Origin of the sequence: Xanthomonas sp. MLO165 (assembly GCF_018831305.1) — a bacterium.
GTDB lineage: Bacteria > Pseudomonadota > Gammaproteobacteria > Xanthomonadales > Xanthomonadaceae > Xanthomonas > Xanthomonas arboricola.
The window spans coordinates 2,246,311-2,272,458 of record NZ_CP029263.1; the positions used below are offsets into that span (position 1 = coordinate 2,246,311).

Here is a 26,148-nt window from a genome sequence, read left to right on the forward strand (position 1 = left end):
CGGCCTCGATCCGCTAATCCGGCAACCACGCCTCACGCCAGCGATCAAGATTGCGTCCGGTCAGCATCCAGTCGCGGCGCACCACGTCACGCAAGGCCGCGCCCTTTGCCGCCGAAGCGGCCGGGTCGGCCAGATGCTCGCGGATCGCGCCGATCCAGTCGCGGTAGCGGTTTTTCACCAGGGTCACCGGCAGGTTGCCCTGGTAGCAGCGCACATCGCTGGCGATCACCGGGTAGCCGCAGGCGCCGTATTCGAGCAGGCGCAGATTGCTCTTGCACTCGTTGAACAGGTTCTGTTCCACCGGCGCCAGCGCCAGGTCCAGATCCAGCGCCGCCAGTGCGGCCGGGTAATGATCGATCGGCACGCCAGGCTGGAACTGATGGATGTGCTGGCGCAACGCGAACGGGTACATCCCCATGAACACCCATTCGACCTCGTCGGCCAGCTCGCGCACCACATCGGCGATCAGTTCCAGATCGCCGGTGTGACTGACGCCGCCGGCCCAGCCGATGCGTGGCTTGCCACCCTGGCGTTGCTTGCGTTCGCTGCGTGCGGGCAGGTGCTCCCACCAATGCGGTGGCAGGCGGTTTTCGGCCACGCGGATGTCGCCATGCAACCCGGCGAACGCCTCGGCCAGGGCAGGGGTGGACACCACGAAGCGGTCTACCATGCCCAGCCCGCGCCGCACGGTCTTGAGGATGTCCTTGGGCATGTGCTCGCGATGCGCGTTCTTCAGCGGCAGGTTGGGCAGGTAGTCGTCCAGCTCGTAGACCTTGAACGCACGCGACAGCGCCTGCATGCGCCGCATCGCTTCCAGTCGCGGCTCGCCGACCTGGCGTTGCAGGATCACCACGTCGGGATCCTGGCGCGCCAGCTCGCTGATCTCTAGATAGCCGTTGAACAGCACGCCTTCGACCATGCCGGCCTCGCGCAGGGCGCGCAGCGGCTGGATTACCCGGTAGTGGCCGCAGCCTTCGATATCGGCGGGGAGGGCGATCATCGTCGGCAGCGGTCGCCACGACTGCAGTGGCCGCCAACTGGCGCGCGGGTCGGCCAGCTGGAAGCCGGCGCCGGGGTCCAGCGAGAAGCCCGGGTTGTAGGCCGGGTCGTTGGCCATGACCGGCAGCCAGCGCGCATACATCGCTTCTTCGTCGAGTGCAGTGGCGGGTGGCGCGTCGGGCGGGTCGATCAACAGCTGCGCGCGCGCGGCGTAGACATTGAGATAGCCGGCCTGCTGCAGGCGCAGGCACAGGTCGACGTCGCTCCATTGCGCCAATGCCGGTTCCTGCGCAAAGCCGCCGGCGTCCAGGAACAGCTGGCGCGGCAGCATCAGGCATTCGCCACTGAGCGCGCTGTAGTTCTGATCCAGTTGCAGGCGCTGCAGATAGCCCGATTCGTCGAACGCCGCACCTGCGAAGGCGCGCGCCGCTGGTGCCCCCAGGCCCAGCAGCAGGCCGGCGTGATGCACGGTGCCGTCGCCGCGCAGCAGCTTGCCGGCCACCGCGCCGACCTCCGGGCGCAGCGCGTGGTTGAGCAGCTGCGCCAACCAATCAGCCTTGATCGCTGCCGCACCGGCCGCCAACCACAGCAACACCTCCCCACGTGCCTGTTCGGCTGCCGCATTGCAGGCTGCCTCGCGCGAGGGCGCACCGTCGAAGCGCAGCACGCGGATCTGCTGCAGGCCGAGGTTGTCGATGCCCGCCAGCCAGTCGCGCAACGCCGGCTCGGCGCTGTCGCCGCGATCCAGCAACAGCAGTTCGTAGTGTGGATAGCCGGTGTTGGCGAGCACGCTTTCCAGGCAGCGCTGCACCTGCGCCAGGCGTCCATCCACCAGCACCAGGATGCTGACCAATGGTTGCTGTGCATGCCGGTAGTCCACCGCGTGCCGGCCGGGGCCGTTGCCGCTCACCACTGCGTCCAGGTACCCGCGCGCGGCAAGATGGCGGCTGATGGCGCGCTGCTCGTCTTCGTCGCCATGCCGCGTGGTGGCCGATGCCACCAGCAAGGGTTCGGCGATGTGCTGGATGCAGGCCAGGCCGTAGCGTTCGACCAGCCCAAGCTGGTAATCCAGTTCGAAGGCGTCGCTCGTTTCGGTTGCAAAGCCGCCATCGGCCACTAGCGTCTGGTGCCGGAACAGCCAATGCCGCGACATCGTCGACGGTGAACTCAGCAACATGTCCAGATACAGCGCCGGCCGCATTGCCAGCCCCAGCTGACCACCATCCAGCGCGACCACTTCATCGGCGTAGATGGCCTGACACGTGTCCGGCAGCGCGAGCATCTCCAGTGCCAGCATCAGCAGGCCGCTGGCGGTGAACAGGCTGCCGGCCTGGACCAGCAGCACCCAGTCGATGGACTGTTGCGTGGCGATGGTCCGATTGAGCGCGGGCACCAAGCCGTCCGGACCGATCAGCACACCGCGCCCGCCGTGCTCGGCGGCCTGCTGCGGCGAGCTGCTGATCACCCAGGTCTGCTGGTTCCGATAACACGCCACCGCCGCCAGGCTGGCCTGGGTTGCGGCCACCGCCGCCGCATCGCCGTCGCTGTCGACCACCATCACTGCGATCCGCGGGCCGCCCGCATGCGCCTGCAAACGTGCATCGATCAAGGCGCGCTGCACGGTGCTGGGATGACGCACCCCCAACCACGTGGCCGGCGACACGCGCTCGGCCATTCCTGCGCTCTGCATCAAGGCGTTGACCAGATCCACCGACTTGAACACCCGCGCCTTGTGCGGGCTGAGCGGGGCGACACGCACCTGGCGGTTGTCGCCGCTGTCGCGTCGCCAGCCGAGTTGGCGGATGCCCTGGCGCAAGTCCTCATGGCCCTGGTCGCCGATGCCGGGCTGATCGCGGCCGGCCTGACTGAACTGCGCACTGGAGACGCGGAACTGCGTGAGCGGGCCGGACAGCAAGGCCAGGTTGCCGTGACGCAGCAGTTTGACGTAGATCGCCAGGTCGCCAACCCAGTGGATGGCCTTGCCGTTCAACATCATCAGCTCGCCACCCAGCGCCACCAGGTCGTCGCGCCGTGCAAGCACGCAACTCGGCTCGCCGATGAAGTTGATGGCGTGGTCGGCCAGAAACGACACCAGCTCCGGCCCGTCGATCAGCACATCCTCGGCAAACGGGAAGCTGGTGGCCAGGATGTCCGGCAACGGCGCACCGTCGTCGTCGATCCGCAGCCGGCGCGAGGACGCCAGCGCGGTGCCGGGGTTGCGCTCCATTGCGCCGACCAGCTGCGCGACGCAGTCCGGCTCCAGCACGTCGTCGTCGTGCAGGAACTTGATGTATTCGCCCTGCGCCAGGCCGATCCCCTTGACCGTGCTGCCGAGTTCGCCGAGGCGGGGGGTATTGCGGTGGTAGCGGATCGAAAATGGGGCGTCAGCCAGCCTCGACGCCAGCACCGCCTCGATGGCGCCATCGGCGTTGTCGTCGCAGATCACCAGCTCCAGCGCCGTGTAAGTCTGCGCCAGCACGCTGTCCAGCGCCTGCGCGAAATAGCGTGGCTTGTAGGTCGGCATGACGATGCTGACCAGAGTGGTAGAAGTCATGCAGAGCGGACCGTGTTCGAGGATTGGAGGACTGGGACTCATCGCATTGTCGAGGATTCGGCAACTATGCGTATACAGGCAGCGGCGCGAGCGTGATCCGCTACTTGAAACATGCGTGCTTTAGATTGTCCGGCGTGAGGTGCTGAGTTCAGCCAAGCCTGAAATGTGCGGAGGCGCTGGTGCTGCGCCGATGCCAACCCTCAAATGAGGGCTGGTTCTCAGCAATCGATCAATGCCAATGGTAATTTGGTCAGGCTGCAGACCTCTAATGGAGGATAATTGAATCCTGATATTTCCAATCTTCCCAAGATGCAAGATGACGACCCCATTGCATCGATCATTAAATTAAATAATTATTTTTAAAATAAGCATAAAAGTGGCTGGTAATTTCAATGTAATGCACTTTACATTAAATTCTTAAGGAGTTTCATGTTATGTCGGATGCAATCTCAGGTGCCAATATTTATGTGAAACGCGGAACTCGTGCGCAATTTGATGCTGCTGCCACAGCTGGTGAACTCGCTGCCAGCGAGCCGTATTTCATCATTGATGAAGGTCGGTTCGCGATGGGTACCAGTGCAAACAGCTATGCCACTTACGCCATTGCCTTGACTCAGGATTTATCTTTGTATGTCTCCACCACCGGTAGTGATTCAAACGATGGGTTAAGCGCTGCGACTGCGTTTCAGACCATCCAGCGTGCTGTGAATGTAGTGAGGACGCGCTATTCATTATGTGGCTATACAGCGATTATCAATGTTGCAGACGGAACTTACGTAGAAAATGTTTTGATGGGCAGCGTGGCAGGTGGCATCGTGCGGTTTGTAGGTAGCACATCTGCTATTTGGCGTAACACCGCAGGATACCTCCTTGTGGCGGGTACCGGTAGCGCAGTTCAGGTTTCTGGTTTTACTTTAGGTGGTGGGAGCACAGTAAACGGCATAGGGGTCACTGCTGGAGCGTCGTGTACCTTCCAAGGCGGTCATGTGTTCGCAGCGATGACTGGGTTTCAAATCCTTGTCTCGCGCAATGGCGTTGCCGTCGTCTCAGGCAACTATAGTATTACTGGAGGTGGTTTTGTCCATTATGGGATATACGACGGAGGCCAACTTACCATTTCTAGCGTTGCCGTCGCCTTGACGGGTTCGCCTAACTTTAGTAATTGCTTCGCTGACGTTGGTCGTGTAGGCAGCATAAATGGGGGGGACGTGGCATTTACCTTCTCCGGAGCGGCCACGGGCCGGCGATATCAAGTATATGCAAATGGGGTCATCTGGGTTAGTGGAAAGGGCCCGAATATATTTCCAGGAAGCGTGGCCGGATCCGTTAGTGCTGGTGGGAGTTATTCGTGATGTTAGAGATTGTGAAGGTCCTTCGTTTGTGAAGACCGGCATTCCTCATTCAGAGGGGCGATTTTCCAAGCTGGTGCGCTGCTAGCCCAGCTTGTCTACGCGCTGCCGGTATGACCTTACTCCTCAACGCTTATCTGGTTGCTGGTAGCGAACGGGGGAGGGCGCTACCAGCAACTTGGACGCCACCACCGCCTCAATGGCGCCAGGGGCATCGGCGTCACAGATCACTAGCTGCAACGCTGCTTAGGTTTGCGCCAAAACGCTATCCAGCGCCTGCGCGAAATAGCGCGGTTTGTAGACCGGCATGACGATGCTGACTAGATTCGATTTCACTTGGCTTTACCCGTAGATCGGCTGAGATAATCCAAATACTCCTTGCGCGTCAGCCCTGGATAGCGCCGTCTAAGGAGTTGGAATTTATCTACCAAGCGCCGAGACATCTCTCCGCCATGCTCTCTCCGAACAACGACTTCGCGGTCCAGATTCTCTACGAGTTCGGTGTAGGCTTCATGTAGCTCAGCTGCAACCGAGGGGCTAGTGCTTTTCTTTAGATCCGGAAATTCAAAACAGGGTTTGTCATGAGGCACAGTGCAAGGAACAAGGCCGACTGCGTCGAGAAAATCAAGAAATTCCTTGTACAAAACCGGGTAAGCGTTGTTCATTTCAGAGAGGTCGAGGTTCTCGAAAACTTCACGGATGTTGCTTCTGCTGTGAATGGTAGGGTCATAAGGGATGCGGAGGTATTCGCAAGTTTCCCTGGCCCTGGAATCCGGGTTGGTCACAATGGCGGGGACGCCGCTATTAATCGAGAGAATTCCGGAGTGAAGTCGGGTTCCAATCGTGAGGCAATGGTCGTTGCTTTTGAAGAACGTGGCCCATCGGCTGTAATCAGAGAAAAATTCCAGCCGTCCAGCCATGGCCTTGGCCAATAGTTGGAAGGACGTGGGTATTTCGTCGAGATTGAAAGGTTGCGCTGTGATGTTGCGGGTCGATGGCAGTGCTTTTTCAAGATAGAGCAAGTTGATGAAATACAATTCATCCTGCAGCAGATGGGATGTCCTCGGCAGCCCGGAATTGAAGAATGTGGCCGTAGTGATGACCTTGTCCGCATCCCACGGCTTTTTTTGCAGAGCCCGGGTGGGTCCGTTCTCAAAGTAGCTCGGGCAGCCAATCACTCTGACGTTCTTTATGCCAAGGCTATTCAGGATCTCGGCGGAATAATTTCCGCGAACACCAATCAGCTTGGACTTTTCAGAGAGAAGGGAGAAATTTCGCTTTTGATTGGGGCTGAGGCGCTCGGCCAGGTTCGGGTCGTAGCCATTGAATGAGTTCGCGCAAAGGCTCACCGGCACGATCGGGATCGTGATTTTTTCAAGAAAGTGCGTGATCCGCTCAACCGGGAGGCCCGAGAAGTCCTCCCGGATGTCATCCTTCATCGTCCAGACAAGATGCGAATATTTTTGGTTGATCTCTTCTGCAAGTTGATCGGAGAGCTTTGCCTCCAGTGCGTTAGAAATGTGGTCAACTTTCACCGGGCACCCGAACAGTGCTTTCAAAAAACCATAGGCGATGTAGCCGTTTCCTATATTCTGGCCTCTGACATTGTCTTGGGACGGCCCCATGCCTTTCAGGAAGTCCGACATTTCCAGGGATTCAGGAAGGGCTGAGTTGAAAAGGAAAATCTTGCTTGGGTCAGTCATCGATCCGCTCATTTTTAAGGCAGAGCGTTAATAAAAATAAAGGCAGGTATCCCAGCGATCCGGCGTGTGATGGCGCAGGCCGATCCTGTAATCCGGGTTCAGAGATAGGGCAAAATCGCTTAGATCTAGCAAATCGGTAGCTCTGTGATAGGCGGAGATCGCCATCTTGGGTTTGCACTGAACAATCGCATTCTGCGCACCTTTCAGTGCCGAAAGCTCCGACCCCTCGATGTCCATTTTGATGAAGGTGGGTGCATCGTCGATAACATCGTCGATGCAACATACGTCGATCATGTCTGCCGGTTCGCAATCCTCACTCGAAGGCTTGACGAAGCCGCCGTGGCCACCCTCGTGATTGAATGGAACCCTGCCTGTTGTCTCGCCTACGCCGCAGTCATGCAGACTGATTCTGGACGCCAGAGCTGTGCCTTCGTAGCGGCGCAGTACGTTCTTGAGTGTGCCGACGTTGATCCGATCGGGTTCAATCATCCAAGAACGCGAGAATTGGCCTTTGGTGGCGCCAATCAGGCCTGCGAGCGACTCGCCAATCGAGGCGCCGCAATCAACCATCTTTTCTCCGCTACCGAATTGCAGCAGGCCGGAGCGGAAGTACAACGTGGTGTAGGGGCGTTCGATTTCGTGGTAGTACTCGGGGTCACAGGTCAGGTGGAAGTTGAGGACAGAGAACAGGGTTTGTGCCGAATAGGCATCGGAAAAGCGTTCTGCCAGACGCTGAAACCTGGGAATGTTGCGCACGATCTCCCGTCCCCAATCGTCCACCCGGAAATCTACACGCCCCTGTAGACCGAAAGCGCGAACGGCCTGTTCAAAGTTGATATGAGCGATCCCGTGCTGCCTGCAGACCTGGTCAAAAAATCGCTTGGGTCCGTCATATCGGCAGGTGTTGAGGGCGATGATGTCGCCAGACTTGGCCAGTTCGATGAACCTGTCCGTCGAGATGATCGGAGTGCCGTAATACAGCGCACCGGAGTGATAGCGGAAGTCGTCCACCGAGGCGATCACATTGCAGTGCCGGTCCTGCTTCAGGTTCAGCAAGTGCGCGCCAAACCCCCCGGTTCCTAAAACGATCACCTTGACTTCGTCGCCAAATTTGGCAATGAGGTGGCGAACGTCCTCGGGAATACCGAACATCGGATCACCAGTCAGGCCCTCGGCGGCGACCTGAAACGTCTCTTCCGATGCCTGCGGGTCGATATTTAGTTTGAATTGGATAGCGGTTTGCATGATTGGTCCCCGGCTTAGGCTTCATAAACATGGATTGGAGTGTCGTAGCGGGCGTGGAAATAGGTCTTGGCCGGCACGTCCTCGCAGTAGACACGTGGCCAGCCAAGTTCGCAGCTTCGCCCCACCTTGACGCCCCCACTCACGATGGCGCCGGTTCGCAGGATGCTATTGCTGCCGATCTCGACGCCCGCGCCGATTTGCACACCATGCTCTATCCAGCATGACGATTTAACGCGGCATGCGGGTCCCAGGTGCGTGCCGGCGTGGATGACGGTGTTGTAGTCGATCCTGCACCCGTGCCCAACGACAGCATTGGCACCCACGAATGCGTTGAGACCAATGGCCGTGTCAGAGCCGATGGCTGCGCTCGGGTGGATGAAGGGTTCGAGCTTGAAGCCACGCTCCATCGCTGCCTGCATCAGTTCCATGCGCTTGAAGTTGCCGAAGCGTTCGTCGAAAGCCACGAACATGGCCCCGTCTGTCGGATTCAGTCCATCCAGCACGTCCAGATCGAATTCGTGTTCCGAGTCCTGTGGTACATCGATCCTGATGACCGTCTCGTCCTGACGCGCGTGCTTCCAGGCATGAAAGGCCAGATCGAGGTATTCGCTGCCGCCGATGATCCACCTAGATCTCATGTTCGGTCTCCATCAGCACCGTGTACCAGCGCTCAACCAGGCGATTCATTGATTCATAGGCTCCCTGGGTGGGTAGCGGGGCGTCTATATGCAGTGCCGCCTGCACCCGCTCCATGATGTCCACGTCTTCTCCCACTACCACCTTGCTGCCGTGCATCTGCGCAAGCAACACTTGGCTGGAAGAACCGTAAGGCTGTTTCTTGCGCGCGCTGAACCAATAGATTTCCAGGTCGGTCCGGTCCGGTGCGACGGGGATGTGGTGTTCCAGAGTGAAGGAATAGCCCCCGTTGGCGCTGGCGATATGCAAATTCGGGAAGGCAAGCCAGTTAAAGTAGGCGTCCTGCTTGCCCCAGCGTTCCACTTTAGCGTGCCAGCCGAAATGCTTAAGGTTGGGGATGGTGGCTTCCGGGCCGCCGAAACTGAAGCGGCGCATCTCGCGCCTCAGCGCTACGGGCGACGTGTCCTGCAAGGCCTCCATGGACTCCTTGGCTTGTTCCTCGTTTACCTGGGGAGTGAAGTTGACGCTTTTGGCCAGGGTCTTGGGGTGGACAAAGCGCGGGTGGTTGGCGTCCCGCAGATTCTCGTAGGCCAGCTTCCAGTTGTACCGGCCATGCCATGTGGTCACCATGACCTCAGTGTCATAGGCGTTGGAACTACTTTCCAGCAAGGCGATGAAGTCTGCCGAAAACTGCTCCTCGATTGGCATGGGGTCTGGATCGAGGTTGACGAACAACAGGTTGCCGATGGCGCGCAGTGAGAATTCGCGCAGCTTCAAGTTGGCCTTTTCACTATTGTCCAGGTGGTAGATCGCATCGCAGTCCGGGATGTTCTTTACCCGGCCTTGTTCGTCGTAACTCCAGGCGTGGTAGGGGCACACCAAAGGCCGGCAACCGAGAGCAGCGGTTTGAATCAGTGCACTGCGGTGGAGGCAGACGTTCTCGAACGCACGGATTTGCCCGCGGAAGTTCTGGATCACCAGAGGAACACCCGCGATCTTGCGTGTGATAAAGCAATTGTGATCCTTCAGCAGCGTTTTGAGTCCTGCGAACAACCAGACCCTGCGGAAGATCTTGCGCTGTTCGCAGTCAAAGATTTCCTGCGACAAGTAATACTTGGGGTGCATCCTGGAGCGCATGGATCAGTCCATCTTGATGTTCTTGTGGAATACGATCTTGGCCGGATTGCCAAACACCGTGGCGCCTGCCGGCACATCCTTCAGCACGACCGCACCGGTGCCGACGACAGCGTGCTCACCTACCTTGACGCCAGGTACTAGGGTGGCACGTGGGTGCACGACTGCGAAGTCGCCTATCTGCACACCGCCTCCCATGAAAACCTGTGCGCCCACATGAGCATAATTGCCAATGCGGACATCGTGTCCAATCACCGACCAAGTGAGCAGATTGGCAAAATCCCCGATCCACACATCGGGGCCAACGTGTACCTGGTTGCCGAGAAAGCAACCTGTGCCCAGATGCACGCGGCGACTGAGGTGCGCCTCGGTGCAGATTGGGATGAACGCGGCCCCCTTTGCAAGCAGCGGTTGAATGTATTTATGCCGTTCCAATGGGTCGCCTTGCGCGCAGACAAAAGCCTCGTTGCCACGCGGCACGTATGTCAAAGGGTCACCGACGATGGGTACTCCGGTATCGAAGCCATCGAGAATATGCTCGCGGCTGTCCAGGAATCCGGTGACTTCCCATTCCTTGCGATGTGCAATATCACCTTGCATTTGCTCAAGAACCTCCCGGCCCCAGCCGCCCGCCCCGACGATGAGCACGGAATAGGTCATAGGACAGACCCACCGTCCATTACCAAACTGGTCCCGGTTACCCAGCGGCTGGCATCGGACAAGAGATAGATCGCAGCGTTCGCTACGTCCTCTGAGGTGCCCAAACCGAGCGGGTGGCGTTTTCGCTGTGCTTCCAGATGGGTTGCGTCCCAAATGGGCGTTATGACCGCAGAGGGAGATATGCCATTGACCCGGATCTTGCGTTTGGCCTGCTCCATGGACAGGCAGCGAATGATGCCGAGCAGGGCTGACTTCATGGCCGAATACGGTCCTACCCCGGGTGTGCCGATATGGGCCGCAGTGGAAAGCATGAAGACGATGGAACTCTGAGGCGCAAGGGCGTTGGCCTGCAACAGCCGCTGGGTGAGCATGACAGGGGCCAGGAAATTGACCGCATAGACATCGGTCATGAGCTTTTCGGTCAACTGCCTGATAGGGCTCAAGCGCTGCCTGCCAGCGCAGTGGACCAAGCCATCTAGGCTGGAAATGCCCTGTACTAGTCGTTCACGGCCTTCGGCTTCGGTCAGGTCGGCCAGCACTTGAAGGTGGCCTTGGCCATTCAACAAGTTGTAGGTTTCCTGCAGGCGTTCTGCATCCCGCCCGGTGATGACCAGGCGCGCCCCACGCCGCGCGCAGGAAACAGCGATTTGCCTGCCGATGCCCGATGAAGCGCCTGTGACCAAAATGGTCTTGCCATCTAGTGAAAAAGCGCGTTGCGCCGCGTTGGTCATGCGTAGATGTCCATCGGTACAGAAAAACCGCCATCAAGAATGAAGTGGTTGCGCGTGATCCAGCGGCTGGCATCGGAAAGATAGAACACTGCTGCGTAAGCCACGTCTTCCGGCTCGCCCATGCCAAGTGGCGTCAATGCAAACAGGCTGTCCATATTGCCGCCGCTTCCCTGCAACCCATCCAGCAAGGGAGTGCGTACATAACCCGGTGCAATGCAGTTGGCGCGCATACCTTGCTTTGCTACTTCCATGCCAAGCGAGCGCATCATGCCCAGCAGGGCGCTTTTGCTGGCAGCGTATGCGCTGCTTGCCAGTGGGCCGATATGCGAGGCAATTGAGGCAATGAATAGCAGGGATCCGCCCGGCGCGATCTGCTTCTTCGCCAATAGGCCTCGCGTCAGTAGCATGGGTGCGTAGGTGTTGCTTGCAAATGTCTCGTCAAGGTGCGCTTGACCGATCATTCGAAAGGGGGTCAGCTTGGACATGCCAGCTGCGTGTGCCAAGCCGTTGATGACACCGCTCGCAGCCACCACGTGGTCAATACCCTCCTGTACCGCCAAGTCCGCCACCACTTGCGTGTGGCCTTGGCCGTCCAGTTGGTTGAATGTGGCTTGCAAGCGCTCGGTGTTGCGTCCGGTGATGACAACGCTCGCTCCCATCTGTGAGCAAGTGATTGCAATTTGACGACCAATACCCGATGAAGCACCAGTCACCAGGACGCGCTTGCCTTCTAGGGAAAACGGATCACGCTCGGCGTTCATGCTTCGATCAGTGCCGGAAAAGCCGCGTTTTCGACGTCCACGATCGCCGTGCCCCACGACAAGCCGATACCGAAGCCGGCAAGCAACAGTCGGTGCCTGGCATTGATCAGCGTATCGTTCAGGCGGACGGTCATGGTGACGGGCAGGGAGGCGCCACTGGTATTGCCGAAGTCTCGCAAGGTTGACGGAACTTTCTCCGTCGGCAGCGCCAACTTCTTGCGGATGGTTTCGTTGATCATCTTGTTGGCCTGATGGAAAACGAAAAAATCAACGCTGTCCTTATCAACACCAGAATACTCAAGCAATCTTTCCACCGCTGGAGGTACTCGCTGGGTCGAGAAACTCAATACGGCAGGGCCATCCAGAATGAGTTCACCCGGCCAATGCAGCACACCGTTCTCGTCACGTGTAGGAGAGATATGTTGGGGGCCGTAAGGCTCACGATGTCCGCCTATGGGCAACATGATGGCCCGGTAGCCGCTACCGTCGCTGTTCAAATCGAAATGCATGGGTGGTGCATTCTTGTCGAACTCCAGCGCCGTGGCGGTGCCCGCGTCGGAGAACAATGGGTCCAGAAGCGTGGCCGAGCGGTCGCCGACCAGCAGAAGCGCCTTTTTGATGGTGCCCGCTGCAATCATGCTTCCCACCAGGTGTAGGCCAAAGGGATAGCCGGAACAGCCGAGATTGACATCAAAGGCGATAGCGGTCTGTGGCAATTGCAGCCGGTGCTGCATGATGATGGCCGTGGCCGGGATGGGGTAGTCGGGTGATTGCGTCACGACAATCAGTGCATCGATTTCTTCCTTGTCCCATTGCAGCTCTGCAAGCAGCTTTTCCGCAGAGATGAGCGCCAAATCGGAAAATGTCTGCCAGCTTGGGCAAATGCGACGAAACTCGATGCCGATGTTACGCACCAGACGCTCGCGTTCTGAGCGCATCTTCGGCGGGCAATCGGTCAGGTTGGAAATGATCCGCTTGGGCACGCAACTCGCCATGCCCGCAAAACGGACATTGCTAAGAGTGGACAGTCCCATGGCTTTACCCCAGCAGTTTGTGAAGATCGTTTAAGGTGGCGCAGTTCTTGAGATCTTCGCCGGTAATGACCTTTCCGTAATCCACGTCGAACATGACGATTACCCCCAACGCGGAGAGCGAATCCCACTCAGGCAAGTCGGCCAGTGCGGTGTCCATGGTGACCTCCACCGGTTCCTGGAAGTCGGTGGCGGAGAGGAAGTTCTCGATAAATGTTGCCTGGGTCATGCGAGCTCGCCTGGTTGCCTGTTGAAGAGATGGGAGTCTGAAATGCAGCTGCAGCGTGTTGCGATCATGTTGCGTGTGCGCCGGCGATCAGATCGGCAATGGTATCGACCTGGTCGCGGGTCAGGCCAGGAAAGATTGGCAGGCACAATACCTGTGCGGCCACCGAGCGCGCGACCGGCAGCCATGCCGGCGCCGAGGAGGGCAGGGCGCGATACATCGGGAAATCGCTGATCAACGGATAGAAGTACCGCCGCACCAGGATGCCGTGCTCGCGCATCACTTGGTACAGCGCATCGCGCGACAGCGGGTAGTCGTCCTGCACCAGGATCGGAAAGTACGCGTAGTTGGCGCTGGCGTGATCGGGCCGCGCCACGCAGCGCACGCCGCGAACATCGCTCAGGCGCTGCCGATACTGCGCATCGATGGCGCTGCGCTGGGCGATGGCGTGATCGATGTGCTTGAGCTGCAGCAGTCCGAAGGCTGCGCTGATCTCATTCATCTTGCCGTTGATGCCCGGTGCCACCACCGTGGTCTCATCGACAAAGCCGAAATTCTTCAGATGCCCGATGCGCTGATAGGTTCTTTCGTCCGGGCAGACGATGGCGCCACCTTCGAAGGTGTTGAACACCTTGGTGGCATGGAAGCTCAACACGCTCAGGTCGCCATGACGCAGGATCGAGCCGCCCTCATCGCGCACGCCGAAGGCATGCGCCGCGTCGTAGATCACCTTGAGGTTGTAGATGTCGGCGATGCGCGTGATGGCAGCGGTATCGCAGGCGGTGCCGTAGCAGTGCACCGGCATGATGGCGGTGGTCTGCGGGGTGATGGCCGCCTCGATCTTGGACGGATCCATGTTGAGCGTCACCGGGTCGATATCCACAAACACCGGGGTGATGCTTTTCCACAGCAGCGAATGCGCAGTGGCCACGAACGAGTAGGGCGTGGTGATGACCTCCCCGGTGATGCGCAGCGCCTGCAGCGCGGTGATCAACGCGGTGGTGCCGTTGGTGAGCAAGGCCAGGTGCGGCACGCCCAGGTACTCGCACAACGCGCGTTCGAACGCGTGATGCATGTCACCGCCATTGCTGAGAATGCGGCTGGACCAGATCTGCTCCAGATAGGGCAGGAATTCTTCCAGCGGCGGCAGCAGCGGACTGGTGACAGGGATGGGCATCAATGCCTCGGCAGGTGCTGATGAATGTCGGGATTCCGCCGCAGCCGACGGCTGCGGACGGGGCAATCCTGCTGAAGCAAGCGCTATGCCAGCGAGCCGGGCGGTGAGGCCGGCCCGCTCAGTTCGCCAGCTCGGTCTGCTCGCGATCGATGCCGTACTTGCGCAGCTTTTCCACCAGCGTGGTGCGGCGCAGGCCCAGCAGTTGCGCCGCATGCGCCACCACGCCCTGGGTACGTTCCAGCGCCTCGTTGATCAGCGCCAGCTCGATGTTGGCCATGTGGCCGCGCAGGTCGATGCCATCGTCGGGCAGGCTGGAGCTGGTCGCCGGCTCGGCATCGGCTGACGTGGATGGCAGGGTCACCACATTGCCCGGCAGCGCGATGTCTTCGACGGGGGCGGCAACCAGCGCCGGTTCGGGCGCAGGCTCGGCCGGCACGGCCGCGGCAAAATCACCGCGGTAGCGCGCTGGCAGGTCCTGCACGCGTACCAGTCCGCCCGGATGCAGCACCGCCAGGCGCTCCACCAGGTTGGTCAGCTCGCGCACATTGCCCGGCCAGTCGTAGCTGCGCAGCGCCTGCAGTGCTTCGTCGGCAAAGCGCACTTCGCCGCGTCCGGTGCGTGCCAGTTGCCCGGCGATGGTCTGCACCAGCATGGCCAGGTCGTCGACACGTTCGCGCAGCGCCGGCATCTCGATCGGGAACACGTTGAGGCGATAGAACAGGTCCTCGCGGAACTGGCCGTCGCTGATGCGGGTTTCCAGGTTGCGGTGGGTCGCGGCGATCACGCGCACGTTGCAACGGATGGTCTGGCCACCACCGACACGCTCGAAGCTGCGCTCCTGCAGCACGCGCAGCAGCTTGACCTGCATCGGCAGGCTCATGTCGCCGATTTCGTCCAGCAGCAGGGTGCCGCCCTCGGCCATTTCGAATCGGCCCTTGCGGGTGCTCAGCGCGCCTGTGAAGGCCCCTTTTTCGTGACCGAATAGCTCGCTTTCCAGCAGATCCGGCGGGATCGCGCCGCAGTTGATCGCCACGAACGGCCCGTCGCGCCGCGGCGAATGCTGGTGGATGGCACGTGCGACGACTTCCTTGCCGGTGCCCGATTCGCCCAGCACCAGCACCGTGGTGTCGAAGGCCGCCACCTGGTCGATCAAGCGACGCAAGCGGGTCACCGCCTCGCTGTTGCCGGTCGGGCCGGTGTCCTGCTGCACGCCGGCCTGGTGCTCGGCGTCCAGGCGCTTGAGGCTGGCACGGCGCAGCAGGGCTTCCAGCTGCGTATGCCGCAACGGGGTGTCCAGCGTCCAGACATTGGCTTCGTGCAGGCCATGGGCCTGTGCGAAGGCGCTCGGGCTGCCTTCCATCAGCAGCACCGGTGGCGGCAGCTTGGCATCGGCCAGCCAGTCGAAGAACTTGTCGGCCTGTGCAGCGTCCTGCGCCGAGCCCACCATCACCGCCATCCATTCGTCGTGGCGATGGCGGCCGGGATTGATGTCGGCGCCGTCGGTGACCCAGCGGGGATTGAAGTCCATGAACTCGAGCAGCGAGACCGTGCGCTCGGCGCGCACGGCATCGCTGTCGATCAACAGAATGCGGGACTCACTCATTCCTGGCTCCTTCCGTCAGGCCCTCCAGGATTGGCATGACTTCCTGGATATAGGACAGCTTGCTAACAAAATTGTCAGCACCCGCGCGAAGAGCATGTTCACGATGCTCTGCATCGTCGAAGTGGCTCGCGATGACAATATACGGCGGATCGTCCTGCGTCTTGATCAGACGCGTTGCCTGCAGCCCGCCCATCTCCGGCATGGCCAGGTCCATCAGCACGACATTGGGGCGCAGCGACTCAGAGCGCTCGATCGCTTCCAGTCCATTGGCGGCACTGCCCACGATATCGAGCCACTCCACTTTGCGAAAATGACGCATCGCAGCGTTGATGAAGCCCTCGTGGTCGTCGACCAGCAGCACGGTGAGTTTGCTCATAGTAGTCCTTATCCTGCCCGGGCAAGCAGCGGTTTGTTGGTGCGGCGGCGCTCGCGTGCCGGGGCGATGTCGAGTTGTTCGCGGTACTTGGCCACAGTGCGACGGGCAATATTAACGCCCTGGCGCGACAACAGCCCGGCGATGGCTTCGTCGGCCAGCGGCCGCCCGGCCGGCTCGCTTTCGATCAGTCGCCGCACCATCGCCTTGACCGCCTGGCCGGAGACGCTGGCGCCTTCCAGGCGCACCGCAAAGAAGTGCTTGAGCTCGAAGGTGCCGCGCGGGGTCTGGATGTATTTGCCGGTGGTAATGCGCGAAATCGTCGACTCGTGCATGCCGATCTCATCGGCGATTTCCTTCAGCGTCAGCGGTGCCATCGCTTCTTCGCCGCGCACCAGAAAGGCGGCCTGGCGTTCGACGATGGCGCGGGTGGCGCGCAGCAGGGTCTCGTAGCGCATCGACAGGCCGCGGGTCAGCCAGCGCGCTTCCTGCAGCATGTCACGCAGCGGCTGGGCGGCATCGCCGGCCTCGGCCAGTGCGCGCTCATGCACGGGGTTGATGCTCACCCGATGCGTGGTGGCCGGGTTCAATGCCACCCGCCAGCTGCCGTCGGCATGCCAGGCGAGCACGTCCGGAATCACGTTGGCGTTGCTTTCCTGCGACAGGTCATCGCCGGGGCGCGGCTGCAGCGACAGGATCAGCCGTACCGCTTCGCGCACATCGTCCAGCTCGGCATCGTGTGCGCGCGCCAGCACCGGATAGTCGTGGCTGGCCAGCAGGTCCAGGTCGCCGGCAAGGATGCGCGCGGCCAGATGGCGCGCCGGCACGCGGCCGGGCAGGGCGCCCAGCTGGGCCTGCAGGCACTCGCGCAGGTCGCAGGCGGCCAGGCCGGCCGGGTCGCCGTGCAGCAGGCGCTGACGGACCGCTTCCACTGCCTGCACGGTCATACCAAGACGGGTGGCACCGAGCTGCTGCAGCGTCGCCAGGGCCTCGCTCAGATAGCCGGCGTCGTCGGTCTGCTCCAGCCAGAACGCGGCGGCCCCCAATGCGGCCTCGTCCAGGTCCAGCGCCAGATCGCGCAGGATGCGCACGTGCGGGTCGGTGGATTCGCCGGCTGCCACGCGCTGCATGCGGTCGTCGTCGTCGCCGTTCCAGCTGCTGCTCTGCACGTCCCACATCGTGCTTTCCGGCAGTTCGTCGAAGGCGGCGACATCGGACGCGCCATCGTCGCTGGTCGCGACAGCGTCGCTGTCGGCCAGTTCTTCCAGTTCCAGCAGCGGGTTGGTTTCCAGCGCGCGACGGATTTCCAGTTCCAACTGCATGCCGTCCAATTGCAACAGACGGATCGACTGCAGCAACTGCGGGGTCAGGTGCAGTTGCTGGCCAAGCTGGGCGGAAATGGTCGTCTTCATCGAAGCGCTTCCGGAAGGCGCCGCACGTGGCAGCGATGGAACGCATCTTGCAGGACAAGGCGACGGGTTTCTAATCAGGGAATCGCGTGAGGCAATTCGTGATTTTCCTGACAGCGCGTGGGGAATTCCCTGACGTTCAATACGGACTCAAGCGTGCCCGCCGGAATCCCGTCACTGTTTTCGTCGCTGGCGGCCATTTTCGGTCGGCGCAGCGGTTTGCTCAGACCAGTTCGTTGTGATGCTTGGCGGCCAGCAACACCAGGTCGTTGGCACGCCGGCAACCGAGCGATTCCATCATGCGCGCGCGATGGGTCTCCACCGTCTTGACGCTGATGCCGAGGTCGGCAGCGATTTCCTTGTTGCTCTGGCCGCGGCCGATCTCGCGCAGGATCTCGCGCTGGCGCGGCGACAAGGCAGCGATACCGACCGGTTTTTCCCGACCCAGCATCGGCGCGATCATCTTGGACGAAATCTGCGGGCTCAGGAACACCTGGCCGGCCGCCGCTGCACGCAAGGCCAATTCCAGCTCGAGCGGGGCCGCATCCTTGACCACGAAGCCCACCGCGCCGCGATCGAGCGCGTCGCGCACGTGCACCGGGTCGTCGTGCATCGACATCATCACCACATGCGTGCGCGGCGCGGCGCGCAACACATCGGTCATGGCATCCAGGCCGCTGCGGCCAGGCAGGGACAGATCCATCAACACCAGATCAGGCCGGTGCAGGGATGTCATGTCCAGGGCTTGCTGTGCGTTGCTGGCCTCACCCACGACATCGATGCCGGCGAAGGTTTGCAGCAGCCTGGACAGGCCGGCACGGACAAGGGTGTGATCGTCGACGATGATGACTCGCACGGCGCAGAAGAGACCTTTTTTCAGTAAAGGGCACCTTAGCCGACCCGGCGCCCCGCGCCAACAGGCGCTATCAGCGCTGGCGGCGGGCGTCGGCGATCTGACGGCGATGCAGACGGAACAGATGACGTTCCAGCGCCTCCTGCAAGCCTGGGGAAAGCGGCGCAAACCGCAGCCATAGCCAGTGATCGTGGCCATCGCTTGCGCTTGCCAGGACCTCGGCAGGAAGCTGTACCAGTTCAGGAAGCCAGTCGGAGGGTTGCAGGCAAACGCTGCCCAGGGTGCCCGGCGGGTGGCTGCTTGCGCAGCTCAGGCGGATTCCGCGCACCGACCAGTGCACGTTCGCGTGGATCAGTCCGGTGTCGCCCTGTTGCACCAGGCGGCCGATCAGGGCCAGCATCAGGTCGAGCTTGGCGTCCATGCGCTGCACCAGCAGGGGCAGCTCGCCACGGTCTTCGCTGCTGTCTTCGCTGCGCAGGTCTTCCACCTGGCCCAGGCTGCGCAGCAGGGTTTCTGCAGCGCTGTGCGAGCCGGCGTCGCTGCCGGCACGGAAGCCGGCCGGCAGGCGCACTTCGCAGCTGAGCGTGTCGGCGAACAGCGCGGCATCGGCCGATGGCGCGGGTGTGCCGAACGCGGACATCAGATCCGTCCGACCCGTGCGTAGGCGCGGCTGGCCGTAGAGGACGTGCGCTGCGCGCGGATCAGATCCAGCAGCTTGCGTCGACGCTCGAGCATCATCCGCATCAGGTCCTGCTGCATCGCCTGCAACGTCTGCAACGCGTCGCGGTCCTGACTCAGGTCCGCCTGCTGCGCGTACTCGCGCAGGTGCAGATCGTGGGCATCCAGCATGAACGGCATCACCTCGAATTCCTCCTGCGCCATGGCCAGGCGGATGTCGGCAATTTCGGCTTGAAGGCTCTGCGCGCTATGCATGGTATGACTCACGAAGCGGCGGAAAGGCCGCGTTGGTCCAGGGGGATGGAATTCCACGCCGAATCGATTTCGCTGAGCAGATCCAGCGCTTCGGTCAACGCGGTTTCGTCGTTGTGCAGGTTGGCGGCAGTCAGCCGCTGCATCACGTAGTCGTAGAGCGCCGACAGGTTACCAGCGATCTCGCCACCGGCTTCGTGATCGAGCGATCCGTTCAAGTGGCCGACGATCGCGCAGGCTTCGCCGATGGCCTTGCCCTTGCGCGCCTGGTCGCCCTGCGCCAGGCAGGCCTGGGCCAGACGGATGCGCTGGCAGGCGCCGGCGAACAGCAGCGACACCAGCTTGTGCGGGTCGGCTTCGGTCACGCTGGTGGACACGCCGACCTTGCGGTATTGCTCGGCATACTGACGATTGGAACCGTACATGGATGACTCCTCAATGGGCTGACCTTCGTTGGTCCCGGAGCGCTGCGCTCCTGCGACGACGCTCCTGCCGGAAGGCAAGGCCGAAATCACGATAGGCCCTTCTTGTATCGGCAAGACCATTGCGGGACTTGAGGATCCTCATCACGGAAATCAGCTCGTCAGCAGGCTGCTGAGCGAACTGGTGCTGCTCTGCAACTTGCTGATCATGGTTTCCATCGCGGTGAACTGCGCGGTGTAGCGATCGCTGAGCTTGGTCATGCGCGCGTCGAGGTCATCCAGGTCATCCTCGTAGCCCTTGATCTGCTTGTTCAAGCTGTCCGAACGCAGGGTCAGGGTGCCGTTGTTGGCATTGACGTTGCTGTCGAGCAGCTTGGTCATGGCCGAGCCGAACTTGCTGTCCTTGCCGAGCACCTCGGCGGCGGCACCGCCGTCGGCGGCGATGGCGGTGTCGAACTTGCCGCCATCGAAGCTCATCACCCCATCCTTGTCGATGGTCAGGCCGAGCGACTTGAGTTCGGTGAGGTTGCCGCTGACCTGGCCGCGCAACTGCTGCTGCAGGCCACGCACCAGCGAGTCGCCGGTCAACGCCGCGGCGGTCTTGGTGGTGGGGTCGTAGGCGCTGCTCTTGGCCAGCAGGGTGTTGGCGGTGTTGTAGGCGGCCGCGTACGCGGTCAGATTGGCCTTGAGGCCGCTAGTGTCGGCCGCAACGCCCAACGTGACCTTGGTGCCTTCGGCGGCCTTGGTGAGGTTGAGCACCACGCCCGGCACGATATCGGTGACGGTGTTGGAACTGGAGGTGCGTTCGAAGCCGTCCACGCGCACCAGCGCATCGGTCGCGGCCACGGACTGGGTCAGGCCGCCGCTGACGCCGGGGCCATAGGTGAGGCTGCTCAGGCTGGGGTCGCTGGCGCTGACGGTCAGCGCGCCCTTGGTACCGGTGTCGACCGCGTTGAACACCAGGTGCTGGCCATCGTTGGCGGTCACCACGCTGGCGGTGACGCCCTTGCCACCGGCCGCCTTGTTGATGGCGGCGGCGATGTCGGTGAGCTTGTCGGTGCCGCTGATGTCCACGGTGATTTTTTTCTCGCCATACCCGATCGTCAGCGTGCCGCTGCCGACAGTGGCATCGGCGACGAACGCGCCGGAGGCGAGCTTTTGCGCGCTGGCCAGCGAGACCACTTCCACCGAATAGTTGCCCGGCGCGGCCGAGCTGGTGGTGGTGGCGGTGAAGCCGGCATCGGTCGGCACCGTCGCCTTGTAGGCGTTGGTGTCGGCGCTGCTGATGACCTTGTCCAGCGCAGACTTGAGCGTGGTCATGCTGCTCTTGATCTGGCTGATCGCCGACAGCTGCGTGGTCGCGGCGGTCCCGGCCTTGTTGATGCGCGCCTGCTCCGGGTCTTTCTGCCGGGAAACCAGGGTGGACACCACAGTTGGGATGTCCAGACCGGAGCCGGAAGTGCTGATCACCGATGCCATGTTGCATTCCTCGTCTGGGCGTCCAAGCAAGGATGGACGCATGGGATTACGAGACGGGTATCGGCCGCATCCGTCAGGACTTTAGCGGCAGCGACCCCGTTTCGCTCACGAGTTTGGGTAGTGCAATTTCCATGCCGGCGGGATGCGTCAAAAAACCCGCGCCAGCAAACCGTGCTGCGCATTCGCCCTCAAATCTCGGGCGAAGCAATCTGCGGCCACAAAAAAAGCCCCTCCGAAGAGGGGCTCTTGAGTTGGTGCGAAGCGCTGCCGATTACTGCAGCAGGCTCAGCACGTTCTGCGGAACCGACTTGGCCTGGGCCAGCATCGCGGTACCGGCCTGCTGCAGGATCTGCGTGCGGGTCAGCTCGGCGGTTTCCTTGGCGTAGTCGGTGTCGCGGATACGGCTACGCGAGGCCGACAGGTTTTCCGAGGTTGCGCTCAGGTTGGCGATGGTGGAGGTGAAGCGGTTCTGCACCGCACCCATGTCGGCGCGCGAGGAGTTGACCGCGGTCAGCGCCTTGTCGACGATTTCCAGGGCCTTCTGTGCGCCGGAGAACGTGGAGATGTCCAGGGTGCTCAGGGTCGAGGCGGTGGAGCCGGAAGCGGCCGAGGCGGTGGTGATGCCGGCGCCGACGGTGATGCCTGCGGCGCTGGAAGTACCCGCGGTCAGCGAGGTGAAGTCCTGGCCAGCCTTCAGCGATTCGATCTGCACCGTACCGTCGGTCTTGATCGAGGCGTACATGCCGGTCTGGTCGAGCTTGTCGTTGATCGCCGCAGCCACCTTCTTGTTGACGTCGGCAGCGCTCTCGCCGACGCCGATCTTGACGTCCGCGATGGTGACGCTCTTGGCCGCGCCGCTGGCGTCCTTGAACGACAGGCTCATGCCGCTGATCGAGCCCGATGCGGTGGAGGTGCCGGTCACGCCAGCGCCGGAAACGGCGGCAGCGAAGTTGGCCTTGCCCAGCGAATCGACGTTGGCGTCGACGATGCTGTTGATGCCGATGGTCTGGCCGGCGTCGGCGCCGACCTGGAACAGCGCGCCGGAGAAGTCGCCGTTCAACAGCTTGGTGCCGTTGAAGTTGGTCTGGTTGGCGACGCGGTCGATTTCGGCGGTGAGCTGCTTGACTTCGGAGTTCAGCGCGTCACGGTCGGTCGGCGAATTGGTGGCGTTGGACGACTGCACCGACAGCTCGCGGATACGCTGCAGGTTGCTGCCGATTTCGACCATCGCGCCTTCGGCGGTCTGGGCCAGCGAGATACCGTCGTTGGCGTTGCGCGAGGCAACGTCCAGGCCGCGGATCTGCGTGGTGAAGCGCTCGGAGATCGCCAGACCTGCGGCGTCGTCCTTGGCGCTGTTGATGCGCAGACCCGAGGACAGACGCTGGATGCTCGTCGACATGCTCGCGCTGCTGGTGTTGAGGTTCCGCTGAGCGTTCAGCGACATTACGTTGGTGTTGATTACCTGTGCCATTTTGATTTCTCCTAAGCGATTTTTCCGGCAAGGGGGACTTGCCCGGAGCCTCCGCAGGGGGGCCATCAAGTTGGCCGTTGCCGCTGCTGAGATGAATAACGGCGTTGCGTCGGGAACCTTTAGCGAAATCCAGTGTTTTTTTACTGTCTTTCTGCTGCGGGACGAAATACGGAAGCGTTGTGTATCAAGGGGTTTGGTTTATTCGGCAGCACCCCGTAGATCTTTAGCGTTGGTATAACTTTCGACGAATAAACTCCGTCGGCCTGCGCAAGTGCTCGCGCGCAGGAGTGCAGAAAACGCGGGTTTTCTGCTGCAAATCAGCGGATCAGGTTGAACAACGACGACGACTGCATCTGCTGAAAAATCGTTTGAGCGGCCTGCAACGAGGCCTTCTCCAGTTCGTACTGACCAAGCGCCGAGGCGTAGTCCAGATCGCGGATCGACGACAGCGTGGTCTTGAGGGTGACCTCGTTGGATTCGAGCAATGAGTTGGCGTTGTCGATCGCCGACAGCTGCGCACCGCCGGAGGCGCGCGCATCGATCATCTTCGACGAGGCCTGTGCGATGTCGCGCATCGACGACTGCAGCGTGTTGATCATCGCCGCCTTCTGCGGCTGGGTCAGCGTGTCGGAGTTGAGCGCGCCGACCAGGTCGTCGATGGTGGAGAACACGTCCTTGGTGGTGGAGGCGCCGATCTGGAAACTGTCGCCCACCGCCGGTGCGCCGCTGATGCGCATGCGCACGCCGGCCGCGTTGATGTCCTCGCCATCCTTGTAGGTGCCGGTGCTGACCACCGTATTGGTGCTGTCGCGCACCTCGTAGGTGTCGGCGGCGGTGAACTGCACGCTGTAGCTGCCGCCGTTCCAGCTGCCGGTGCTGGAGTCGCGGCTGAAGTCCAGCAGCAATCCGGTGCCGGTGTTGGCAGTGTTGGGGTGCGCATCCACGGTGCCGTCGCCGGTGCGGATACGCATGAAGATTTCGCTGCCGGGCAGGGTGTCGCTGACGAAGGTGTCCGGCGCCACTTCGACCTGTTTCTGGGTCTGGTCGCCGTTGTAGGTGACGCCGCCGCTGCTCTTGATGAACGGTGCGCTGCCATCGGCGGTGCCGCCGAACAGGTAGCGGCCGGTGCCGTCGGTGCTGTTGGCCAGGCTGACCATGCTGTCGCGCAGGGCGGTCAGTTCCGAGGCGATCGCCTTGCGGTCGTCGGGGCTGAGCGAGGAGTTGTTGGCCTGCACCGCCAATTCGGTGACGCGCGCCATTTTGTCGCCGGCCTGCGACAGGGCGTTTTCCTGCAGGCCAAGGCGGTTCTGCACGTTGTTGGCGTTCTCGCCAAAGCGGGTGATCGCGGCCAGTGCGCGATCCAGGCCGACCGCAGTGCCGGCGGCGACCGGATCGTCCTTGGCGGTGACCAGGCGCTGCCCGCTGGCGAGCTGGGCCTGGATCTGGTTCAGCCGGGACTGCTTGGCCGTCATCGACGACACCGACTGGCTGTACATCATGCTGGTGGAGATACGGTCGGTCATCAGCGTACGGCACCCAGGATGGCTTGGAAGATGGTGTCGGCGGTGGAGATCATCTGTGCGGCGGCCTGGTAGGCCTGCTGCAGCTTCAGCATGTTGGCGGCTTCCTCATCGAGGTTGACGCCGGAAATTGAGTCGCGGCTGGCCTGCGCCTGGTCGTTGATGACCTTCTGCGCGTCCGAGGCATAACTGGCCGCACGCGCGGCCGAGCCGACCGAGGTGGTCAGGCCCGACAGCGCGCCGTTGAGCGTGACCGTGCCGCCGCTGAGCGCCTTGGCATCGTCGAGATTGGCCAGCAACTTGGCGTTGCCGTTGTCGCTGGAGCCGGCACCGGTGGGGCCGACGCCGAAGGTGTCGCCGGCCTTGGGCGCGCCGTCCAGCGCAAAGCTCCAGCCGTTGGCGCTGATGGTCTGACCGGCGGTGTAGGCGAACGGGCCGGTACCGTCGATGGTGTACTGGTTGGCGTCGATGAACTCCACCGACGCCGGGGTCAGCAGCGCCGGGTTCTGCGCATTGGTGACCTTGACGTCGCTGATCTTGCCGGTGCCCAGGTTGGCGACCGTGGCGGTGGCCTTGACCGGGGTGGCCGCGGCAATCCGCGAAGGGTCGGTGATGGCCACCGACAGGGTGCCGGCCAGCCCGGCGGTGGGCTGCAGCAGGAACTTGTCGCCGTTGGCCGGGGTGCCGCCGACCACCAGGCTGACGCCGTTGAGCACCAGCGGATTGGCCGGGGTGCCGGTGCCGCTGAGCGGCACCGCCGAGCCGGTGCTGGCATTGGTGGCCTTCCACGCAGTGCCGTCGAAGCTGAGCGTGACGTTCTGCCCATCCACCGCCGCCATGTTGCTGAAGCTGGCGCTCAGCGACGCGCTGCCGGTGTTGCCCGGGTTGGCGGCGGTGGTGGGCGAGCCGATGTTGAAGAAGTTGCCGCCCATCGCGCCGTACAGGTCCATGCCTTGCGCGTGACCGGCGTTGAAGGTGCTGGCCATGCCCACGGCCAGGCGACCGAGTTCGGCCTGGGTCGGTTCCAGCACGCTGGTGCGGAATTCCAGCAGCCCGCCGATCTGCCCGCCCAGCGAGCTGGCGCTGAGGCTGACATTCTGGCCCTGGGTCTGCATTGCCACCTGCAGTTTGCTCGGCTGATACGGGTCGGCGACGGTGGTCAGCTTGGACGAGGTGGTTCCCACCACCAGGGCCTGGCCGCCGGAGGTGAAAACGTTCATGAAGCCGCCGTCCTGCATCACCGCGGTGCCGCCGGTGTAGCCGACCAGCTTGGACACCAGCGCGTCGCGCTGGTCGAGCATGTCCGGCGAGGCGCTGTCGATGCTGTTGCCGATGGTGCCGTTGATCTTGGCGATCTGCTGGGTCAGGCGATTGACCTCGTCCACCGCGGAGGTCAGGCCGCTGTTGACCTCGTTGCTCAGGCTGTCCATCTGCCCGTTGAGCTGCTTGAAGCGCGTGGCCAGCGAGTTGCCGCTGTCGAGCATGCTCTGCCGCTCGGCGGTGGACGAGGCATTGGACGAGACCGCGCTGGTGGAGTCGAAGAAGTTCGACCACAGCCCGGCCACGTTGGTGGCGGTGTTGGAGTACAGGCTGTCGACGCGGTTGGACAGCGAGGACAGCTGCTGCAGCCGCGACAGCTCGCCGCCGCTGTCCAGCAGGCGCGAGGTGGCCAGCTGGTCGGCCACCCGGCTCACGTCGGTGATCTTGGCGCCATTGCCTACGAACGCGTAGCCCATGTCGGTGGGCGTGCGCGTTGCAAATTCCACACGTTGGCGGCTGTAGCCTTCGGTATTGATGTTGGCGACGTTATGGCTAACGGTCGACAACGCCCGTTGGAAGGCGATCAGCGCACTGGTCCCGGTGGACATGATGGACATGGGCG

Annotated in this window: 23 protein-coding genes; 1 reads left to right on the top strand and 22 read right to left on the bottom strand. The window is 62.0% G+C overall.

Going from position 1 to position 26,148, the window contains the following annotated elements; translation table 11 throughout:
* Positions 1-13: 13 nt before the first annotated feature.
* Entirely contained in the window at positions 14-3,523 is a 3,510-nt protein-coding gene (locus DGN21_RS09660; protein WP_126966747.1) for a glycosyltransferase, read from the bottom strand.
* Positions 3,524-3,987: 464 nt separating this feature from the next.
* Between DGN21_RS09660 and DGN21_RS09665 the strand changes: the two genes are divergently transcribed.
* A complete protein-coding gene (locus DGN21_RS09665; RefSeq protein WP_126966698.1) occupies positions 3,988-4,905 on the top strand; it encodes a hypothetical protein in 918 nt (305 codons plus the stop codon).
* A 329-nt stretch (positions 4,906-5,234) separates the two neighbouring features.
* Here the strand turns inward: DGN21_RS09665 and DGN21_RS09670 are convergent, their stop codons facing one another.
* From DGN21_RS09670 to flgK, 21 genes are all read right to left on the bottom strand, one after another.
* Positions 5,235-6,605, bottom strand: a complete 1,371-nt coding sequence (locus tag DGN21_RS09670; RefSeq protein WP_095574685.1) for a polysaccharide pyruvyl transferase family protein — start codon at positions 6,603-6,605, stop codon at positions 5,235-5,237.
* Positions 6,606-6,632: 27 nt separating this feature from the next.
* Positions 6,633-7,850, bottom strand: a complete 1,218-nt coding sequence (locus tag DGN21_RS09675) for an FkbM family methyltransferase (RefSeq protein WP_065032217.1) — start codon at positions 7,848-7,850, stop codon at positions 6,633-6,635.
* Positions 7,851-7,864: 14 nt separating this feature from the next.
* Positions 7,865-8,488, bottom strand: coding sequence for a UDP-3-O-(3-hydroxymyristoyl)glucosamine N-acyltransferase (locus tag DGN21_RS09680; protein WP_126966700.1), 624 nt, complete (start codon positions 8,486-8,488; stop codon positions 7,865-7,867).
* Complete coding sequence (locus tag DGN21_RS09685) at positions 8,478-9,623, bottom strand: Rieske 2Fe-2S domain-containing protein (RefSeq protein WP_126966701.1); 1,146 nt, start codon at positions 9,621-9,623, stop codon at positions 8,478-8,480. Before DGN21_RS09685 ends, DGN21_RS09680 begins: the two co-directional genes overlap by 11 nt.
* 3 nt (positions 9,624-9,626) lie before the next feature.
* Entirely contained in the window at positions 9,627-10,280 is a 654-nt protein-coding gene (locus tag DGN21_RS09690) for a NeuD/PglB/VioB family sugar acetyltransferase (protein ID WP_126966702.1), read from the bottom strand.
* Positions 10,277-11,011: an SDR family oxidoreductase gene (locus DGN21_RS09695; protein WP_126966703.1), complete on the bottom strand. Its 735-nt coding sequence runs from the start codon at positions 11,009-11,011 to the stop codon at positions 10,277-10,279. Before DGN21_RS09695 ends, DGN21_RS09690 begins: the two co-directional genes overlap by 4 nt.
* Positions 11,008-11,772 (bottom strand): SDR family oxidoreductase, encoded by a 765-nt coding sequence (locus DGN21_RS09700; RefSeq protein WP_126966704.1) that lies wholly within the window; start codon positions 11,770-11,772, stop codon positions 11,008-11,010. Before DGN21_RS09700 ends, DGN21_RS09695 begins: the two co-directional genes overlap by 4 nt.
* Positions 11,769-12,806: a ketoacyl-ACP synthase III gene (locus tag DGN21_RS09705; protein WP_033479029.1), complete on the bottom strand. Its 1,038-nt coding sequence runs from the start codon at positions 12,804-12,806 to the stop codon at positions 11,769-11,771. The genes DGN21_RS09700 and DGN21_RS09705 overlap by 4 nt, the downstream gene beginning before the upstream one ends.
* A gap of 4 nt (positions 12,807-12,810) precedes the next feature.
* Positions 12,811-13,032, bottom strand: coding sequence for an acyl carrier protein (locus tag DGN21_RS09710; RefSeq protein ID WP_008575943.1), 222 nt, complete (start codon positions 13,030-13,032; stop codon positions 12,811-12,813).
* Between the two features lie 64 nt (positions 13,033-13,096).
* Positions 13,097-14,206 (bottom strand): DegT/DnrJ/EryC1/StrS family aminotransferase, encoded by a 1,110-nt coding sequence (locus DGN21_RS09715; RefSeq protein ID WP_024939601.1) that lies wholly within the window; start codon positions 14,204-14,206, stop codon positions 13,097-13,099.
* A 118-nt stretch (positions 14,207-14,324) separates the two neighbouring features.
* Positions 14,325-15,809, bottom strand: coding sequence for a sigma-54 dependent transcriptional regulator (locus tag DGN21_RS09720; protein WP_046342581.1), 1,485 nt, complete (start codon positions 15,807-15,809; stop codon positions 14,325-14,327).
* A complete protein-coding gene (locus tag DGN21_RS09725; protein WP_016904817.1) occupies positions 15,802-16,185 on the bottom strand; it encodes a response regulator transcription factor in 384 nt (127 codons plus the stop codon). Before DGN21_RS09725 ends, DGN21_RS09720 begins: the two co-directional genes overlap by 8 nt.
* An 8-nt stretch (positions 16,186-16,193) precedes the next feature.
* Positions 16,194-17,594: an RNA polymerase factor sigma-54 gene (rpoN, locus tag DGN21_RS09730; protein WP_054591182.1), complete on the bottom strand. Its 1,401-nt coding sequence runs from the start codon at positions 17,592-17,594 to the stop codon at positions 16,194-16,196.
* 220 nt (positions 17,595-17,814) lie between these two features.
* The gene (locus tag DGN21_RS09735; protein WP_003482986.1) at positions 17,815-18,447 is read right to left on the bottom strand and encodes a response regulator transcription factor; all 633 of its coding nucleotides are present in this window, start codon (positions 18,445-18,447) and stop codon (positions 17,815-17,817) included.
* Positions 18,448-18,517: 70 nt separating this feature from the next.
* Positions 18,518-19,084 carry a PilZ domain-containing protein gene (locus DGN21_RS09740; protein WP_126966705.1) on the bottom strand — a complete coding sequence of 189 codons (567 nt, stop codon included), beginning with the start codon at positions 19,082-19,084 and terminating at the stop codon, positions 18,518-18,520.
* Positions 19,084-19,377, bottom strand: a complete 294-nt coding sequence (locus tag DGN21_RS09745) for a hypothetical protein (protein WP_126966748.1) — start codon at positions 19,375-19,377, stop codon at positions 19,084-19,086. Before DGN21_RS09745 ends, DGN21_RS09740 begins: the two co-directional genes overlap by 1 nt.
* Before the next feature lie 8 nt (positions 19,378-19,385).
* A complete protein-coding gene (gene fliS, locus DGN21_RS09750) occupies positions 19,386-19,799 on the bottom strand; it encodes a flagellar export chaperone FliS (protein ID WP_024939606.1) in 414 nt (137 codons plus the stop codon).
* 150 nt (positions 19,800-19,949) lie between these two features.
* Positions 19,950-21,275 (bottom strand): flagellar filament capping protein FliD, encoded by a 1,326-nt coding sequence (gene fliD / locus DGN21_RS09755; protein WP_126966706.1) that lies wholly within the window; start codon positions 21,273-21,275, stop codon positions 19,950-19,952.
* Between the two features lie 271 nt (positions 21,276-21,546).
* A complete protein-coding gene (locus DGN21_RS09760) occupies positions 21,547-22,746 on the bottom strand; it encodes a flagellin (protein WP_024939608.1) in 1,200 nt (399 codons plus the stop codon).
* A gap of 317 nt (positions 22,747-23,063) precedes the next feature.
* Complete coding sequence (gene flgL, locus DGN21_RS09765) at positions 23,064-24,269, bottom strand: flagellar hook-associated protein FlgL (RefSeq protein ID WP_126966707.1); 1,206 nt, start codon at positions 24,267-24,269, stop codon at positions 23,064-23,066.
* A complete protein-coding gene (gene flgK / locus DGN21_RS09770; protein WP_104590927.1) occupies positions 24,269-26,143 on the bottom strand; it encodes a flagellar hook-associated protein FlgK in 1,875 nt (624 codons plus the stop codon). The genes flgL and flgK overlap by 1 nt, the downstream gene beginning before the upstream one ends.
* Positions 26,144-26,148: the final 5 nt, after the last annotated feature.

Excerpts from the sequence above, each read along its gene's own strand:
- DGN21_RS09720 (WP_046342581.1), bottom strand. The coding sequence starts at position 15,809 with ATGAGTGAGTCCCGCATTCTGTTGATCGACAGCGATGCCGTGCGCGCC.
- flgL (WP_126966707.1), bottom strand. The coding sequence starts at position 24,269 with ATGACCGACCGTATCTCCACCAGCATGATGTACAGCCAGTCGGTGTCG.
- DGN21_RS09705 (WP_033479029.1), bottom strand. The coding sequence starts at position 12,806 with ATGGGACTGTCCACTCTTAGCAATGTCCGTTTTGCGGGCATGGCGAGT.
- DGN21_RS09675 (WP_065032217.1), bottom strand. The coding sequence starts at position 7,850 with ATGCAAACCGCTATCCAATTCAAACTAAATATCGACCCGCAGGCATCG.
- flgK (WP_104590927.1), bottom strand. The coding sequence starts at position 26,143 with ATGTCCATCATGTCCACCGGGACCAGTGCGCTGATCGCCTTCCAACGG.
- fliS (WP_024939606.1), bottom strand. The coding sequence starts at position 19,799 with ATGTACGGTTCCAATCGTCAGTATGCCGAGCAATACCGCAAGGTCGGC.
- DGN21_RS09700 (WP_126966704.1), bottom strand. The coding sequence starts at position 11,772 with ATGAACGCCGAGCGTGATCCGTTTTCCCTAGAAGGCAAGCGCGTCCTG.
- DGN21_RS09680 (WP_126966700.1), bottom strand. The coding sequence starts at position 8,488 with ATGAGATCTAGGTGGATCATCGGCGGCAGCGAATACCTCGATCTGGCC.
- DGN21_RS09760 (WP_024939608.1), bottom strand. The coding sequence starts at position 22,746 with ATGGCACAGGTAATCAACACCAACGTAATGTCGCTGAACGCTCAGCGG.
- DGN21_RS09665 (WP_126966698.1), top strand. The coding sequence starts at position 3,988 with ATGTCGGATGCAATCTCAGGTGCCAATATTTATGTGAAACGCGGAACT.
- DGN21_RS09745 (WP_126966748.1), bottom strand. The coding sequence starts at position 19,377 with ATGCATAGCGCGCAGAGCCTTCAAGCCGAAATTGCCGACATCCGCCTG.
- DGN21_RS09725 (WP_016904817.1), bottom strand. The coding sequence starts at position 16,185 with ATGAGCAAACTCACCGTGCTGCTGGTCGACGACCACGAGGGCTTCATC.
- rpoN (WP_054591182.1), bottom strand. The coding sequence starts at position 17,594 with ATGAAGACGACCATTTCCGCCCAGCTTGGCCAGCAACTGCACCTGACC.
- DGN21_RS09670 (WP_095574685.1), bottom strand. The coding sequence starts at position 6,605 with ATGACTGACCCAAGCAAGATTTTCCTTTTCAACTCAGCCCTTCCTGAA.
- DGN21_RS09715 (WP_024939601.1), bottom strand. The coding sequence starts at position 14,206 with ATGCCCATCCCTGTCACCAGTCCGCTGCTGCCGCCGCTGGAAGAATTC.
- fliD (WP_126966706.1), bottom strand. The coding sequence starts at position 21,275 with ATGGCATCGGTGATCAGCACTTCCGGCTCCGGTCTGGACATCCCAACT.
- DGN21_RS09690 (WP_126966702.1), bottom strand. The coding sequence starts at position 10,280 with ATGACCTATTCCGTGCTCATCGTCGGGGCGGGCGGCTGGGGCCGGGAG.
- DGN21_RS09695 (WP_126966703.1), bottom strand. The coding sequence starts at position 11,011 with ATGACCAACGCGGCGCAACGCGCTTTTTCACTAGATGGCAAGACCATT.
- DGN21_RS09685 (WP_126966701.1), bottom strand. The coding sequence starts at position 9,623 with ATGCGCTCCAGGATGCACCCCAAGTATTACTTGTCGCAGGAAATCTTT.
- DGN21_RS09710 (WP_008575943.1), bottom strand. The coding sequence starts at position 13,032 with ATGACCCAGGCAACATTTATCGAGAACTTCCTCTCCGCCACCGACTTC.
- DGN21_RS09660 (WP_126966747.1), bottom strand. The coding sequence starts at position 3,523 with ATGCCGACCTACAAGCCACGCTATTTCGCGCAGGCGCTGGACAGCGTG.
- DGN21_RS09740 (WP_126966705.1), bottom strand. The coding sequence starts at position 19,084 with ATGTCCGCGTTCGGCACACCCGCGCCATCGGCCGATGCCGCGCTGTTC.